The 13,534-nt window shown below is 63.2% G+C and carries 11 protein-coding genes; 6 read left to right on the plus strand and 5 right to left on the minus strand.

Translation table 11 applies throughout. The features are described 5' to 3' along the window. Window positions 1-3: 3 nt before the first annotated feature. The 6 genes from ABIB42_RS15680 to ABIB42_RS15705 all read left to right on the plus strand — a co-directional run bounded on the left by ABIB42_RS15680 (window position 4) and on the right by ABIB42_RS15705 (window position 5,417). Window positions 4-735 (plus strand): hypothetical protein, encoded by a 732-nt coding sequence (locus ABIB42_RS15680; protein ID WP_219861921.1) that lies wholly within the window; start codon window positions 4-6, stop codon window positions 733-735. Window positions 736-865: 130 nt separating this feature from the next. Next, entirely contained in the window at window positions 866-1,438 is a 573-nt protein-coding gene (locus ABIB42_RS15685) for a hypothetical protein (RefSeq protein ID WP_429248626.1), read from the plus strand. Between the two features lie 107 nt (window positions 1,439-1,545). Beyond that, window positions 1,546-1,809, plus strand: a complete 264-nt coding sequence (locus ABIB42_RS15690) for a PAAR domain-containing protein (protein ID WP_071360974.1) — start codon at window positions 1,546-1,548, stop codon at window positions 1,807-1,809. Window positions 1,810-1,813: 4 nt separating this feature from the next. Further along, window positions 1,814-3,046: a hypothetical protein gene (locus ABIB42_RS15695; protein ID WP_005664195.1), complete on the plus strand. Its 1,233-nt coding sequence runs from the start codon at window positions 1,814-1,816 to the stop codon at window positions 3,044-3,046. Further along, a complete protein-coding gene (locus ABIB42_RS15700; RefSeq protein WP_005664193.1) occupies window positions 3,043-4,533 on the plus strand; it encodes a hypothetical protein in 1,491 nt (496 codons plus the stop codon). Before ABIB42_RS15695 ends, ABIB42_RS15700 begins: the two co-directional genes overlap by 4 nt. 146 nt (window positions 4,534-4,679) lie before the next feature. Beyond that, window positions 4,680-5,417: a DNA-binding protein gene (locus ABIB42_RS15705; RefSeq protein ID WP_229409726.1), complete on the plus strand. Its 738-nt coding sequence runs from the start codon at window positions 4,680-4,682 to the stop codon at window positions 5,415-5,417. Window positions 5,418-5,532: 115 nt separating this feature from the next. Here ABIB42_RS15705 and mqo read toward each other — a convergent pair whose 3' ends face one another. The 5 genes from mqo to ABIB42_RS15730 form a co-directional block, all read right to left on the minus strand. Then, window positions 5,533-7,122, minus strand: coding sequence for a malate dehydrogenase (quinone) (gene mqo, locus ABIB42_RS15710; protein WP_429248627.1), 1,590 nt, complete (start codon window positions 7,120-7,122; stop codon window positions 5,533-5,535). Between the two features lie 476 nt (window positions 7,123-7,598). Continuing rightward, window positions 7,599-7,874 (minus strand): DUF6150 family protein, encoded by a 276-nt coding sequence (locus ABIB42_RS15715; RefSeq protein ID WP_005664187.1) that lies wholly within the window; start codon window positions 7,872-7,874, stop codon window positions 7,599-7,601. Between the two features lie 14 nt (window positions 7,875-7,888). Further along, entirely contained in the window at window positions 7,889-9,037 is a 1,149-nt protein-coding gene (gene tssA, locus ABIB42_RS15720) for a type VI secretion system protein TssA (RefSeq protein ID WP_005664186.1), read from the minus strand. Between the two features lie 148 nt (window positions 9,038-9,185). Then, entirely contained in the window at window positions 9,186-11,282 is a 2,097-nt protein-coding gene (locus ABIB42_RS15725) for a putative bifunctional diguanylate cyclase/phosphodiesterase (protein ID WP_429248628.1), read from the minus strand. A gap of 390 nt (window positions 11,283-11,672) precedes the next feature. Then, entirely contained in the window at window positions 11,673-13,481 is a 1,809-nt protein-coding gene (locus tag ABIB42_RS15730) for an amidohydrolase (protein WP_429248629.1), read from the minus strand. Window positions 13,482-13,534 lie beyond the last annotated feature (53 nt).

Below are 13,534 nucleotides of genomic sequence, written 5' to 3' on the forward strand. Positions count from 1 at the left end.
ACAATGAAGTGGGCGAATATTGGAGCATCACGTACTTCGCCTGTTGACCATACAGCCAGAAAAAGCGTAGAGCTGGACGTCTTCTATCTTGTTATAGGCTTTGAAGTCAATAGTGTCGATGCATTCAAAAATAATACTCATGACATCGCAATTGATTATGGACACATGTTTTATTACCTAGTACAAAATACTAAAGTAATTCAATCCTTCAGCTTCGGTCCTGATGGGGCCGGGAAAGTAGGCTGGCTCAATAAAGGATTTAGCAAGGGAAAACAGATATATACAGTTGGCGCCATAAAAAAAGATGGGCAGAAAAATTCACGGCCCGGCACTGCTGATTACATGATTACGGAAAAAGTAAAATCCTTCAAAATTCCGATAAGTAGAAAACAAGCAGGGGCAGTAAATGAAAACACTACAAAAGCGCGAGTTGAAATATATAAAGGACAGTTGACTTATTCGGCAATTGTCAACGACACCTGTGCCGAAACTGCCAAGGAGATTCTTGATGATTCTGACATCGAGACACCCAACGGCTTCAGTTGGATCAAACATAGCAACATAGCTGACATTCCAATTGCCTACGCTGTCAATCCATACAAGTGGCATAAAGAATTTAAAGCCAAATATCAAGAAATTGTCTTTCATTCGGATCGCCACTGGATTCCTCTGATTGGCAATATTGATCCTATCTATGAAAATCCATCATTGGCAAAATCCGAACAAACTACTTGATGTGCTTATGATCTTAATGAGATATCTATTTCTACTAGCAGCCATTCCCATCATTATAAGCTGCAAGAAAGAGTCTTCTTCACAGATATCACAAAGCCTCACTGAAATTGATAAAAAAACGAGGGCCGGCATGACCCAGAAACCTATTATCAATAAATATGAAGACAAAGACATTCTAGAACTTCCGTCTATAGTTGAACTGAATGAAGAAGAACGATCATATTTAATGGGACTAGTTTCCTCCGTGCATCGCGTCATAGATGCAAGTTCCAATTTAGAAACTGAAGAATCCGAAATTCTGGGCGAAGGTAATTTTTTCTGGCCGAAAGATCCACAGGCACCCGTCATGCGATCTAAGTTTTATCACGAGAAAAATTTTCGGATGCGTGGAATCCACATAAACATCAGCAGGGAAGACAACGCGAAAAAATGGAATAAGGCTTGGATTTCAGCAACTCCCCGAAACTTTCCTATTGGGGTTTTCTCGATGAATCTGCCTGCGCAATTCTTTGACGACTATGTTCTCTTACGTTCAGAACAAGAACATCGCCCCGAATACAGGATAAAAGATCCATTAATCTTTGTTTTCGCCCTCAAAAATAATAGAAAAATCTCCATGAAACTTGAGGCACGAAGCGATGTGGCTAGTGTCGCCGATGCTTATCCCAAGAGCTTTCACTTACTCGTGCTTGAGCGCGAATGAGCGACCTCTACCTTATTAACTCACCATGGCCTGAATAAGCTGGGTCCCTGGTTAATCAAGTGAAATTCCAGACCACATAGTTGAAGTTATCCAGACGAGGAAAAACCATGGCAGGAGCACTGATCAGACTTGGCGACAAGACCTCGCACGGCGGCGTCGTGCTGGAAGCCTCGCCCAACAGCGATATCGACGGCGTCGGCATCGCCCGCATGGGCGACAGGACGAGCTGTCCCAAGCATGGCCCCGGGCCGATCATCGAAGGCGATGCGACCCTGATCGTCGACGGCAAGGCGGCCGCGCGGCATGGCGACAAGACCGCCTGCGGCGCGACGCTGATCGCCGGCCAGCAAACCACCATCGACCAGGTCTGAGCCCATGTCCACCACGACTACGCCGCCGGCCCCGGGCTGGCTCGGCCGCATCGGTGGCAGGCTGCTCGCGCGCCAGGCTGTCGCACAGGCCGCCGCCGCGCCGGCGGTGCAGCAGGACGCCGTCCAGGAGCGACGCTGCCCGACCTTGTCCATCCTCGCCGGCGCGCTGCGCACGCCGCATGGCGCATCCGCCGAAGAACTGGGCGCCGCGCTTGCCGCCAACAAGGTCGACGCCGACCTTGACCGCGAACTGGTGGACGACGACGGTTTCCCGGTCATGAGCGCACGCTGCGAACAGGCCGGCGACGAGGCGGTGCGCGAAGAGATCGCCGACTGGCTGGACTCGTGCGCCGCGCCGGCGCCGCCCTTTGGCGACGAGGGGTGGCGCGCGCTCGTTCTCGGCACGGCGGTCCTGCGCGAGCTCGCCGATCGCGCGGCAGGGCTGCTGGGCGCGGACGAAGACGCGCCTTTCACGCTGCAACTGGCCTTGGTGCTGCCGGACGACTGGCAGGTGGAACAACGCCAGGCGGCAGCGATGTGGTGCAGGCAGGTGCTGGCGCAGGCTGGCTGGCCCGCGGCGCGCATCGACGTCACCGAAGCCGCAGCTCCTGCGCCATTCATTGCCCGGCTGGCGCAGCAAACAGAAAAAAGCGCGGAGCCCGCGGCGACGATCCTGCTCGCCTTCTGCTCCCACATCGGCCAGGAGACGGTCGACCGATGGTCGGCCAACGGCACGCTGTTCACCTCCTTTCATCCGCGTGGCCGCATCCCCGGCGAAGGCGCGGCCGGCCTGCTGCTGGCGCCAGCGGCGAACGGCGCCGGCATTGCGCACGTCAGCCTGGAAGCCGACGCCTGCGATCCAGCATCCGCCAGCCTCAAACGCCTGTCGCCGCAGCGCCTGAACATGCTCGCCGGGCGCCTGCTGCAGGGCGCGGCGATCGCGCCGGCCGCCGTCGCCATGCTCGTCGCCGATGCCGGCGCCGACACGCGCCACGCGCTCGAACTGATGGAATTCGGCGACGCCACCACGCCGCACCTCGACAACGCCAGCGACATCGTCCGCCTCGGCCCGGCCTGCGGCACATGCGGCGCCGTGCCCTTCGTCGCCGCGCTGGCGCTGGCCGCGCACGCCGCGCTCGAACACGATGCGCCGCTGCTTTGCGTGGGCAACGACAGGCCGGACTTGCGGGCGCTGGCCCTGGTCCGCCCCGCTCCCAAGCCACAGGACACGCCATGAGTTCACCCTATTACGTGCCGTCGGGCCGCCTGCCGGCGCAGGCGATCGTCTCGACGGCGGCCTGCGCGCTGTTCGTCGTCATCCCGGCCTGGCTGTATGCCTGGCTGACGATCCACTCGCCGCTCATCCTGCTCAACTGGCTCGCCATGGGCGTCTTCGCGCTCGTCATGGGCGTGGCCGCGCGCGCGGTGGCGCGCCAGGCGAAGGCGCGCAACCCCATGTGGATGGGCAGATCGGGCCTGGCGATCGGCGTCGTGGGCTGGTACGCCCACTGGGCCGCCTGGCTTGCCATCGCCGACGCGGGCAGCTTCGCATCGCTGCTCGGCGCTCCGCAGGACATGTGGCGCTTCGGGATGGTGCTGGCGGAGAACGAAGTGCGCCACGTCGCGGGGATGCGGATCGAGGGCAGCGCGCTCGTCGCCGGCTGGGTCGTCGAATTCATCCTGCTGACCACCGTGCCCCGTTCGCTGGCGCGCGACGCGGCCGAGGAACCGTTCTGCGAGCTGAGCGACAGCTGGGCGACGCCGTTCGAGCTGCCGCGCAGATTCGCCTGGATCGAAGAACCCCATGTCGTCGTGCACCGGCTCGAAACCGCGCCCGGTGAACTGTTTTCGATCCTCGGCGCCAGCGTCGAGGCGGACGCCTCACGCTACAGCGCGGTGACGCTGTACCGCACCGGAGGCGACCCGTTCGTTTCGATCGACAACGTGAAGGTCGAGCGTGACGCAAAAAAGGAAAAGAAGACCACGCGGCCGGTCATCGCCTACCTGCGCCTGCCGGGCATGGATGCCGAACGGATCATCGAGGAATGCAGCGCACCGACCGCAATGAATGCAGGGGCGGCCCAGGCCGACCCGCCGGAACTGGCCGACGCCATCGACCATCTGGGCGCCGGCCGCCTGGAGGAAGCGCTGGCCGGCGCCATGCCCCATGCGGCGGCCACGCAGGACGGCTTGCGCATCGATGCGATCCGCCTGTGCGCGATGGCCAGCGCGCGCCTGGGGCGCTGGGCCGAATCGCTGCGCTACTGGAACGCCTTGTGCGACGAAGAGCCGAGCGCCTTCAACGCGCTGCAAACCGGATGCTGCTGCGCCATGACGGGCGACACGGCGCGCGGCGAAGAGTGGATCGCCTGGGCGCGCGAACGCAATGCCGCCTCGCGCGAAATGCCGGACCCGCAGATCGTGACCAGCTTCATCACTGCCCTGACCCAGTCGGGCCAGGCGGCGCGCGCGATGCCGTATCTCGAACAGATGCGCGCGATCTATACGGGCCTGGGCTGCCTTGATGCCACCTCGCTGTTCGTGCGCCGGGCGCCCCTGTTCGGCATCTTCCTGCAGAACAGCCTGCCCATCGTCCGCGCCGTGCTGGGCCAGGAGGAGGGACGCGCCTGGTACGCCGCGATGCTGCCGCATCTCGACGGGCCGGGAACCGAGGCGCTGGGCGCCTGGCTGGACGAGAATTTTGTCAGCATGGAAATGGAATAATCGCAGCCACGCCGGCCTCGGCCTGAAATAGCGGCAAATCCGCGACACTTGGTCGTATCGGGCGATGCTTTCGAGCAACTAAACCATCGTCTAGCGTATGATGGACAGCCCTACAACGAACATTCTGACGCGGTATGAAAACGGATATGGCACACCTGGACGTGACGCTCGGCGACGTCATCGAGGCGGCCAACACTCTCCAGAACGACAGGCAGCAAGTCACGATCGAGGCGGTGCGCGCCCTGATCGGCGCCGGGTCGACCAAGACCATCCACCAGCACCTGGCCACCTGGCGCGCCAGCCATGCGCAACCGGTCGAGACGCCGAAGGCCGAGATGCCGCCCGAGCTGCTCGCCGAACTGAGCCGCTGGGCCCAGCAGTATGCGCAGGATGCCGGCGCCGGCATGCGCGATGCGCTGGCGCGCGCCGAGAGCGACATGGATGCGCTGCTCGAAGCCGGCAATGCACTCGAAGCCGAGCGTGACGGCCTGAACGCCGAACTGAGCGATGCGCGGGTCGCGCGCGAACAGGCTCAGTTGATCGCGGATGAACGCAACGAAGAGATCGAGCGCCTGACGGCCGAGCTGCGCAATGCGCGCCAGATCGCCGCCGATGCGCTGGTCGGCAAGGCCAAGGATCAGTTGGCGATCGACGGCAAGGATGCCCAGCTGGCCGACCTGCGCCAGCAGCTCGAGCGCAACGTGGCGGCCACCGCGGCCGAGTCGGATGCGCGCCTGCGCGCCCAGATGGAGCTGGTCGGCGTCACGACCGAGCGCGACAACCTGGCGGCCGAGGTCAAGGAATTGCGCACCATGCTCGACAACTCGCGCAGCGAACGCAGCAATCTGCGCGCCGAACTCGAAGCCCTGCGCGCACGCAAATAAGCCTGCGTCGGCTGAAATACAAAAAGGCCTCGGTTCACTGAACCGAGGCCTTTTTTTTGTTGCATCACTGCTTGTTGAATGGCTGCGGCTCATGCCGCAGCCGTTCTCTACACCATTATTCCTGCGTTGCCGCCGGCACGTCCAGCGTGAACGCCTTCAGGCCCAGCGCAGCGCTGCTCTGCTGGCGGATCTGGTTGGCGAAGGCCGGATCGTCGTTCAGCTTGCGGCCGTACGAAGGAATCATTTCGTGCATCTTGGCTTGCCATTCCGGCGTTTCCAGCTTGTCGCGGAAGGCCGATGCCTTGAGCACCTTGAGCATGATCGGCGCGGCGGTCGAGGCGCTTGGCGATGCACCCAGCAGGGCGGTCACGGAGCCGTCAGCCGAGGCAACGACTTCGGTGCCGAACTGCAGCAGGCCACCCTTCTTCGGGTCGTCCTTGACGATCTGGACGCGCTGGCCGGCGTTGACCAGTTCCCAGTCTTCCATCTTGGCTTCCGGCAGGTACTCACGCAGGGTGGCCACGCGGTCTTCCTGCGAGTTCATCACCTGCTCGACCAGGTACTTAGTCAGCGGAATGTTGTCGATGCCAGCCTGCACCATCGGACGCACGTTGCCGGTGCCGATCGAGGCCGGCAGGTCGACCCACGAACCGTTCTTGAGGAACTTGGTCGAGAAGGTCGCGAACGGTCCGAACAGCAGGGCTTTCTTGCCGTCGATGATACGGGTGTCGAGGTGAGGCACCGACATCGGCGGCGAACCGACCGAGGCCTTGCCGTACACCTTGGCGTGGTGCGCTTCGATCAGCGCCTGGTTGGTGGTCACCAGCCATTGGCCGCCGACCGGAACGCCACCGTAGCCCTTGGCTTCAGGAATGCCGGTCTTTTCCAGCAGTGGCAGCGCGCCGCCGCCGGCGCCGATGAACACGAACTTCGCGCTCACGGTCTTGAGCTTGTTGTCCGCCAGATTCTTGACGGTCACGTTCCACAGGCCATCCTTGCCGCGCTTGATGTCTTCGACCTGGCTGCGCAGGTTCAGGGTCATGCCGTGGGTGCCGGTCAGGTGCTTGACCATGCTGCGGGTCAGGGTGCCGTAGTTGACGTCGGTACCGATGTCCATGCGGGTCGCGGCCACTTTCTGGTTCGCGTCGCGGCCGTTCATGACCAGCGGCGCCCACCTGCGGATCGTCTCGTGGTCTTCGGTGTACAGCATGCCCTTGAACAGGTTTTCCTTCTGCAGCGCATCGTAGCGCTTGCGCAGATAGTTGATGTTGTCGTCACCCCAGACAAAGGCCATGTGCGGCACGTTGTTGATGAAGGTGTTCGGCGCGCCCAGGTATTCCTTCTTGACCTGGTAGGCCCAGAACTGCTTCGAGATCTCGAACTGCTCGTTGATGTCGACGGCCTTCTTGGTGTCGATGGTACCGTCCGGCATTTCGGGCGTGTAGTTCAGCTCGGCGAAACCGGAGTGACCGGTGCCGGCATTGTTCATGGCGTCGGAGCTTTCGGCCGAGACCGAATCCATGCGCTCGAACATTTCGATCGTCAGTTCGGGATCGAGTTCCTTGAGCATGGTGCCGAGGGTGGCGCTCATGACGCCGGCGCCGATCAGGACGACGTCGACCGGCTTGTCATTGGAAGGAGCAGGGGCTTTGCTGCAAGATGCAACGATGAAGCAAGAAAGGACAACTAGAAGCGAGGTACGCATACGAGTATCACCTGAAAAATGTTTGCGATGGCCTGGCATGCAATCAGATTTAAAAAGTTCAACGGCTCGGTAAAGGAATGTTTCAACACCGCCTGCTGGCGGTATCGAAGCACCGATAAGGAACGGGTTGTCGGGACCTGTCGCGATCCGTGAGAACAGCAACAAAACTCGGCAACCGACGCATAGCGTAGGCAAGGCAACGGTGAACTGGATGACAGTCAAACCGGCCTTGCAGGCAACACGGATATGACGCGCTGACATGGATTGTCAGGCAGGCCAGTCGATATCCCTGGCGTCCATTGAGCGGGAAGTCCTATAGAGGACTGAGCGGAGTATAGCCCAAACAAATCAGGCTTGCGCGGACCACCCCCGGTAAACGTGGCCCTCTCAGTATTCGACCTGTGGCGGACTCAGTAGTAGTACCGAGTCCGCCTTGGCGGAACGACATCACGCCGGCCCGGCCGGCGTTACGCACGCTAGCGCAGGTGGATTGCGGGCGGCCGCGGACGCTGCCAGCCGGCCTCGTCCTGGTTCGGGACAAAAAAGATTTTCAGCTGGGCCATTCCCGGCGAAACGAAGAAGACGCGCACACTGGCGTCCTCGCGGTGCCGCGTGCTGTACCACAGCGCGTCGCCATGCGCCAGGCCGCGCGCCGCCACCCTGTGCACCAGCAGGTCGGCCATGCCGCGTTCGACCAGGGCGACGCGCAGGTCGGCGTCACCGAAATTGCTGGCCTGATAAATGATCGCCATTGCGTGCTCCTTGTTCAGTCTTTCTTGTCGGCCTGTCCGGGAGTGTCCAGGCCCATGACGTCGAAGATGTGGACCTGGCCGCCCCTGCGCAGGAACAGCTCCTGGTACAGCTCGGCGGCGTTCAGCTTCCCCCATTCGGCGGCGCGACGCACCAGGTAGGGCACCGGGCTGTGCGGGTCATCACGCTGCAGGAAGCTGGCCGCCTGCTCGAGCAGCGCATACGCTTCGGCGCGATCGCGTATGGCGGCGGGCTCCGCCATGGTGGTCCGCGGCAGGATGACGTCTGCCGGCGTCGCGGCCGCTTCCTCGGGCGCCGCGGGCACGGCCGGCTCCGCCGGAATCGGACTCGGCCGCGCATGACGCGGCAGGCCGCGCCGCTCGAGTTCGGCCTCGAACAGTCCACGTGCCTGTTCCATCACTCCGGCGAACATGCCGAAGGATGGCGCGCCTTCGTCCAATCTCGGCTCGAGCACGTCGGCCAGGTGCTTCAGCATCGCCAGGGCGTCGGCCAGGTCGCGCTCCATGTCGGCGCAGGTGTCGTCCGCCACCGCCGCGAGCGCCGCGGACAGATCGGCGCCGGACGGGCCTTCGACGTTGCCGCAGGAATCGGTCTGGCGCAAGTGTTCATGGCGGCGCGCGCGTTCCCAGTCGGCGAGGGTGAACGGCTGGCCCTGGTGACCGAAGGCCAGCGGCACCTGGCGCAGGATCGGGGACAGCGCGTGGTTGACCCAGTGGAAGATGTTGGCGCGGCGCTCGTAGGTGTCGGCGGCGCCCTGGGGATGGATGTCGTCCCAATACTGCTCGCACAGGCGCGTCATGAGGTGCAGGCCGCCGGCGATCGCCGCAAACCCATGTTGGTGGATCTGGGCCTCGAGCAGCCAGGCGGCCACCTGCAGGTCCTTGCCGTGGCGGACGAGGGCCTCGCACGAGATGTGCATGATCTTGTCCCAATCCGGGCGCCGCAATTCGCCCGTGAACGCGCCCATCGGCAGGCTGGCGTCGCCGGCGGTGCGCCACTGGCGGATCGCCCTGACGATGCCATCGCTGGCTGCCTGCCCGGCGCCGGGTTCGCCCTCGATCGGCGCCAGCAGTTTTTCGAATGGCATGCCGCAGGCGTTGGAAAAGGCCTGCTCGGCGCGCTGGATGAGGTGTTGGTCGATCATGGGCGATCCTGTGTCTATGCGAAAAATGCGGGCGGCTGCCGGCCCAGCCGCCATATCATGCGGTCACCGACGATGGCGTCGTGATGCATGGCAGTCGCTGGAAAATGTCGTTGTCCGTTTCATTATCGACTACGGCAAATGCGTCCAGTCAGACCGCAGGCCAGTCGAGCCGCTGCATCCGGTTCTCTGCCGCTTCCGGACGCCCGAACAGATAGCCCTGGAAGTGCGAGCAGCCTTCTTCCACCAGGCGCCGCAGCTGCTCCTCGGTCTCCACGCCCTCGGCCGTCGTCTCGATCAGCAGGCTGCTGGAGAGGCCGGTGATGGCGCGAATGATCGCCACCGCTTCCCGGCTCTGCCCGATCTCTTGCACGAACGACTTGTCGATCTTAATCTTGTCGAAGGGGAAAGAGCGCAGATAGCTCAGCGAGGAATAGCCGGTGCCGAAGTCGTCGAGCGAAATGCGCACACCCAGCTTCTTCAAGGCCTTCAGGGTGCGGATATTGCCATCGCTATTGTCGAGCAATACCGACTCGGTGATCTCGAGTTCCAGCCGCTCGGCGGCAAGGCCGGAATCGGCCAGCGCCAGCGCCACCATGCTCACCAGTTCGCTGCTCTTGAACTGGATCGGCGACAGGTTGACGGCGATCGTTTCGCCGTTGGTCCAGGTCGCCGCTTCCTGGCAAGCGAGGTTCAAGGCGCGCGCGCCGAGCTCGTGGATCAGGCCGGTTTCCTCGGCGATCGGTATGAAGTCGATCGGCGCAATCGCACCGCGCTCCGGATGCCGCCAGCGGATCAGGGCCTCATAGCCCGAGATGCGGTTGCCGGCCTTTTCGACGATCGGTTGATAGTGCATCTGCAGCTCGCCGCGGTGCAGCGCGCGGCGCAGGTCGATCTCGATCTGGCGCCGCACCCGCGCCGCCGCCTCCATCTCGGGCTGGAACACCTCGTGGCGGTTGCGGCCGTTGCGCTTGGCTTCATACAAGGCCATGTCTGCGTGCTGCAGCAATTGCTCGGCCGTGTTGCCGGCGGATGTGGACAAGGCGATGCCGACGCTGATGCCGACCGCGAAGCTGTGGCCCTCGATCGAGAATGCCGGCGCCACCGCCTCGATCAGGCGCTGCGCCGCCTGTTGCGCTTCTTCCAGGCGCTTGATGCGCGGCAGGACCACGGCGAACTCGTCGCCGCCCAGGCGCGCCAGCGTGTCCTGGTCGCGCAGGCATTTGCGCAGGCGGCCCGCCAGCGTCAAGAGGATCTTGTCGCCGAAGCCATGGCCGTAGGCGTCGTTGATGTTCTTGAAATTGTCCAGGTCGAGGCACAGGATGCCCACCCCGGAGTCATCCTCCGCGCTGTGCGAGAGCGCGCTCTCGAGGCGTGCGTTGAACAGGTTGCGGTTGGGCAGATTGGTCAGGCCGTCGTGCTGCGCCATGTGGTGGATTTGCGCATACGCGGCCAGCTCGTCGGTCACGTCTTCGGTGATGATCAGGACGTAATCGCCCTCGCCGTCGGGCTGCTTGCCCAGCACCGTGCGGCTGCGCAGGCTGCGCGGGCCGACCGAGGTTTCGACCAGCACGGCGTCGTCCAGCCCGACCCTGGTGGGCGCCGCATGCGCCGTCTGGCGCTCGACGTAGTCGGCCACGCTCGGGCTCAGGCAATCGCCGACTGGCAAGCCCTTGAGGTCGACATAGACCTGGGCGAACAGGCGCTGCGCCTGCTGGTTGGCCAGCAGAATGGTGCGCGATGCGACGTCCAGCACCAGCACGCTGGCCGGGATGTTGGCGATCACCGAATCGAGGAAGTGCGACAGCGAGGCCATCTGGCGGCTATAGGCTTCGGCCAGCTCCTTGGCCTCGACCAGCTTGCGCCGCTGCTGGTGGCGTTCGGTGATGTCGCGCGTGATCTTGGCAAAGCCGACCAGGGCGCCGTCATCGTCGCGGATGGCGTCGATCACGACGTGGGCCCAGAACGCGCTGCCATCCTTGCGCACACGCCAGCCCTGGTCTTCGAAGCGGCCGGTGCGGGTGGCGATCTCGAGGTTGATGTCGGGCAGGCCGGCCTCCCGGTCCTCGGCGCCGTAGAAGCACGCGTAGTGGCGGCCGACGATCTCGCCGGCGGTATAGCCCTTGGCGCGCTGGGCGCCGGCGTTCCAGCTGGAGACGACGCCGGTCGGCGTGAGCATGTAGATGGCGTAGTCGACCACGCCCTGGACGAGCAGGCGGTACATCAGGTCGGGGTTCTCGGCGTTCATGGGCGTAGCATTGGCAATCGGGCACCGGACAGACGCAGTGCGGCGTCCCTGGCCGCGTGGACGCGCCGGGGCGGTCGGTCAGGAGCTTGACTATACAGGATTTAGTTCTTTGTAGAACTATTTCCGGTGCGCGCTCCATACGGGTCGCGAGCGACCAGGCGCGGATTGCCGGTGTGCTCGTAGCGCAGGCGCAAGTCGCCTCCCAGCGTCAGGCGCACATGGTCCGCGAGCGGGCGGCCCTTCCAGCATGCGGTGCGGCTGCCTTGCCGGCCGCATCCCTGGCGCTGGGCCTTGACGTCGTCGTCGAAGCGCTACGGCTGGAACTGCGCGAGCGCGGCGTCGGCTGCCAGCAGCAAAGGAATGGCGAGCCAGGCCGCGTGCGCATTCACCTTACCGCGCCTGGTAATAGCCGCCGAAGTGCTTGATCGGCGACCACGCGGGCAGGATCTCGGGCAATGCCGGCGACAGCGAACCGTAGTCCTGTGCGCCGTACACCACCCGGCCATCCATGACCGTCAGGACCGAGGAAACGGACTTGATCTGGGCTTCCGGCACCGTAAAGTAATCCCGGTCGAGCAGCGCGAAGTCGGCGAGGTAGCCGGGGGCGATCATGCCCATCTCGGACTCGGTGTTCATGAACCACGCCGCATTGCGCGTAAACAGCTTGAGCGCTTCTTCACGTGTGAGGCGGTTATTCCGGGCCAGGATCTCGGCGCCGGAGATCGATTTGCCGGACACCATCCAGCTGATGCCGATCCACGGATTGAACGAGGCGGCGCGGAAGGCGTCGGTGGTCATGGCCAGCGGCACGCCGCTGTCGACGAGCTCGCGCAGGCGCGGGGTGATCAAGGCCTTGTCGCGGCCGTGGGTCTTGACGAAGCTGTCGCCATGCAGCGCCATCTTGGTGTCCAGGGCGATGCCGCCGCCCAGCGCCTTCACGCGGGCGACGTTGGCCGGACTGATGGTCTCGGCGTGTTCGAGGCTCCAGCGCAGGCCGTCGAGCGGCATCTTCTGGTCGAGCTTCTCGAGCGCATCGAGGAAGGGCGTGATGTTCTCGTCGTAGGTGATGTGCTCGCGGAAGGGAATGCGCCGCTGGACCAGCTTGGCGATGTCGCGCTCGACCAGTCGATGCATCTTGGAAGGCTCGATGATGACCGCCGGACGGTCGAAGTTTTCGTGGTCGTGCACCTCCACCGCCAGCAGCTCGCCGGCGCCTTGATAGGAATGACCATGGGCCAGGTGCGGGTGCAGGTTGTGGCCGGGAGCGATCGGCGCCGTCCTGGTGATCGCCGTGATCTGGGCATCCACCACGTTGAAGTCGGCGCCGTCGCCGAACTGGATGTCCATGAAGGGCATGCGGATGTTGAGGCGGTTGTCGCGGGCGAGGGCGTCCACGGTGCGCACGGCCTTGGGATAGCCGCGGAAGCCCGTGCCCGCATCGACGATCGACGTGACCCCGACACGGTTCAGACTATGCACCGTCTGGACCAGCGAGCTCACCTCTTCCTCCGGGGTGAGCTGGGGGACCATGGTTTCCATGGTGATGAAGGTGAACGTGAAGCCGTGGACCACGCCCGTAAAGCGGCCCTGCGCGTCTTTCTCCAGCTCGGTGCCCGGCAGGTTGGGGAACCTGTCGGTGCCGGCGCCGAGGGCGTCCAGCGCCTGCTGGTTCAGGAAGGCGCGGTTGTAGGCGTACTGCACGATGGGCGAACGGTTGGGGACGGCCTTGCGCAGTTCGTCCATGGTGGGGAAGCGGTTTTCCTCGAACTGGTAGGGAGACCAGCCGCCGATCACCTTCACCCAGTGGCCTTCCGGGGTGCGCCTGGCTTGCTCGCTCAGCATCTGCAGGGCCCGGCGCAGCGTGGGCACGCCGTCCCAGCGCAGGGTGTAGTTGTAGCCGCCCTCGTTGAGCACGTGGGTGTGGGCGTCGATGATGCCCGGGATGAGTCGGCGGCCGCGGGAATCGATGATTTTCGTGTTGGCGTTCTTCAGGCACAGCACGTCGGCATCGGTGCCGACCGAGTAGATGCGGCCGTTCTTGACGGCCACGGCGGATGCCGATGGTTGTGCCGGATTGCCGGTGTAGATCTTGGCGTTATGGACGATCAGGTCGGCGCCTGGCGTTTCCTGAATGGCTTGCGCGAAGGCGTTGTTCAGGCCACTTAATACCATGAGTCCGATGAATAAAATCGACTTCACTGCTGCTCCCCATTCGATGGATTGAAACCACATTGAATGAGAGAAGGTTACCT

The sequence above is a fragment of the Massilia sp. UYP32 genome, from assembly GCF_050434365.1.
Taxonomy (GTDB): domain Bacteria; phylum Pseudomonadota; class Gammaproteobacteria; order Burkholderiales; family Burkholderiaceae_D; genus Telluria; species Telluria timonae.

Bases quoted from the DNA above. Each gene is read 5' to 3' on its own strand.
- ABIB42_RS15680 (WP_219861921.1), top strand. From the start codon at position 4: ATGAAGTGGGCGAATATTGGAGCATCACGTACTTCGCCTGTTGACCAT.
- ABIB42_RS15685 (WP_429248626.1), top strand. From the start codon at position 866: ATGACCCAGAAACCTATTATCAATAAATATGAAGACAAAGACATTCTA.
- ABIB42_RS15690 (WP_071360974.1), top strand. From the start codon at position 1,546: ATGGCAGGAGCACTGATCAGACTTGGCGACAAGACCTCGCACGGCGGC.
- ABIB42_RS15695 (WP_005664195.1), top strand. From the start codon at position 1,814: ATGTCCACCACGACTACGCCGCCGGCCCCGGGCTGGCTCGGCCGCATC.
- ABIB42_RS15700 (WP_005664193.1), top strand. From the start codon at position 3,043: ATGAGTTCACCCTATTACGTGCCGTCGGGCCGCCTGCCGGCGCAGGCG.
- ABIB42_RS15705 (WP_229409726.1), top strand. From the start codon at position 4,680: ATGGCACACCTGGACGTGACGCTCGGCGACGTCATCGAGGCGGCCAAC.
- mqo (WP_429248627.1), bottom strand. From the start codon at position 7,122: ATGCGTACCTCGCTTCTAGTTGTCCTTTCTTGCTTCATCGTTGCATCT.
- ABIB42_RS15715 (WP_005664187.1), bottom strand. From the start codon at position 7,874: ATGGCGATCATTTATCAGGCCAGCAATTTCGGTGACGCCGACCTGCGC.
- tssA (WP_005664186.1), bottom strand. From the start codon at position 9,037: ATGATCGACCAACACCTCATCCAGCGCGCCGAGCAGGCCTTTTCCAAC.
- ABIB42_RS15725 (WP_429248628.1), bottom strand. From the start codon at position 11,282: ATGAACGCCGAGAACCCCGACCTGATGTACCGCCTGCTCGTCCAGGGC.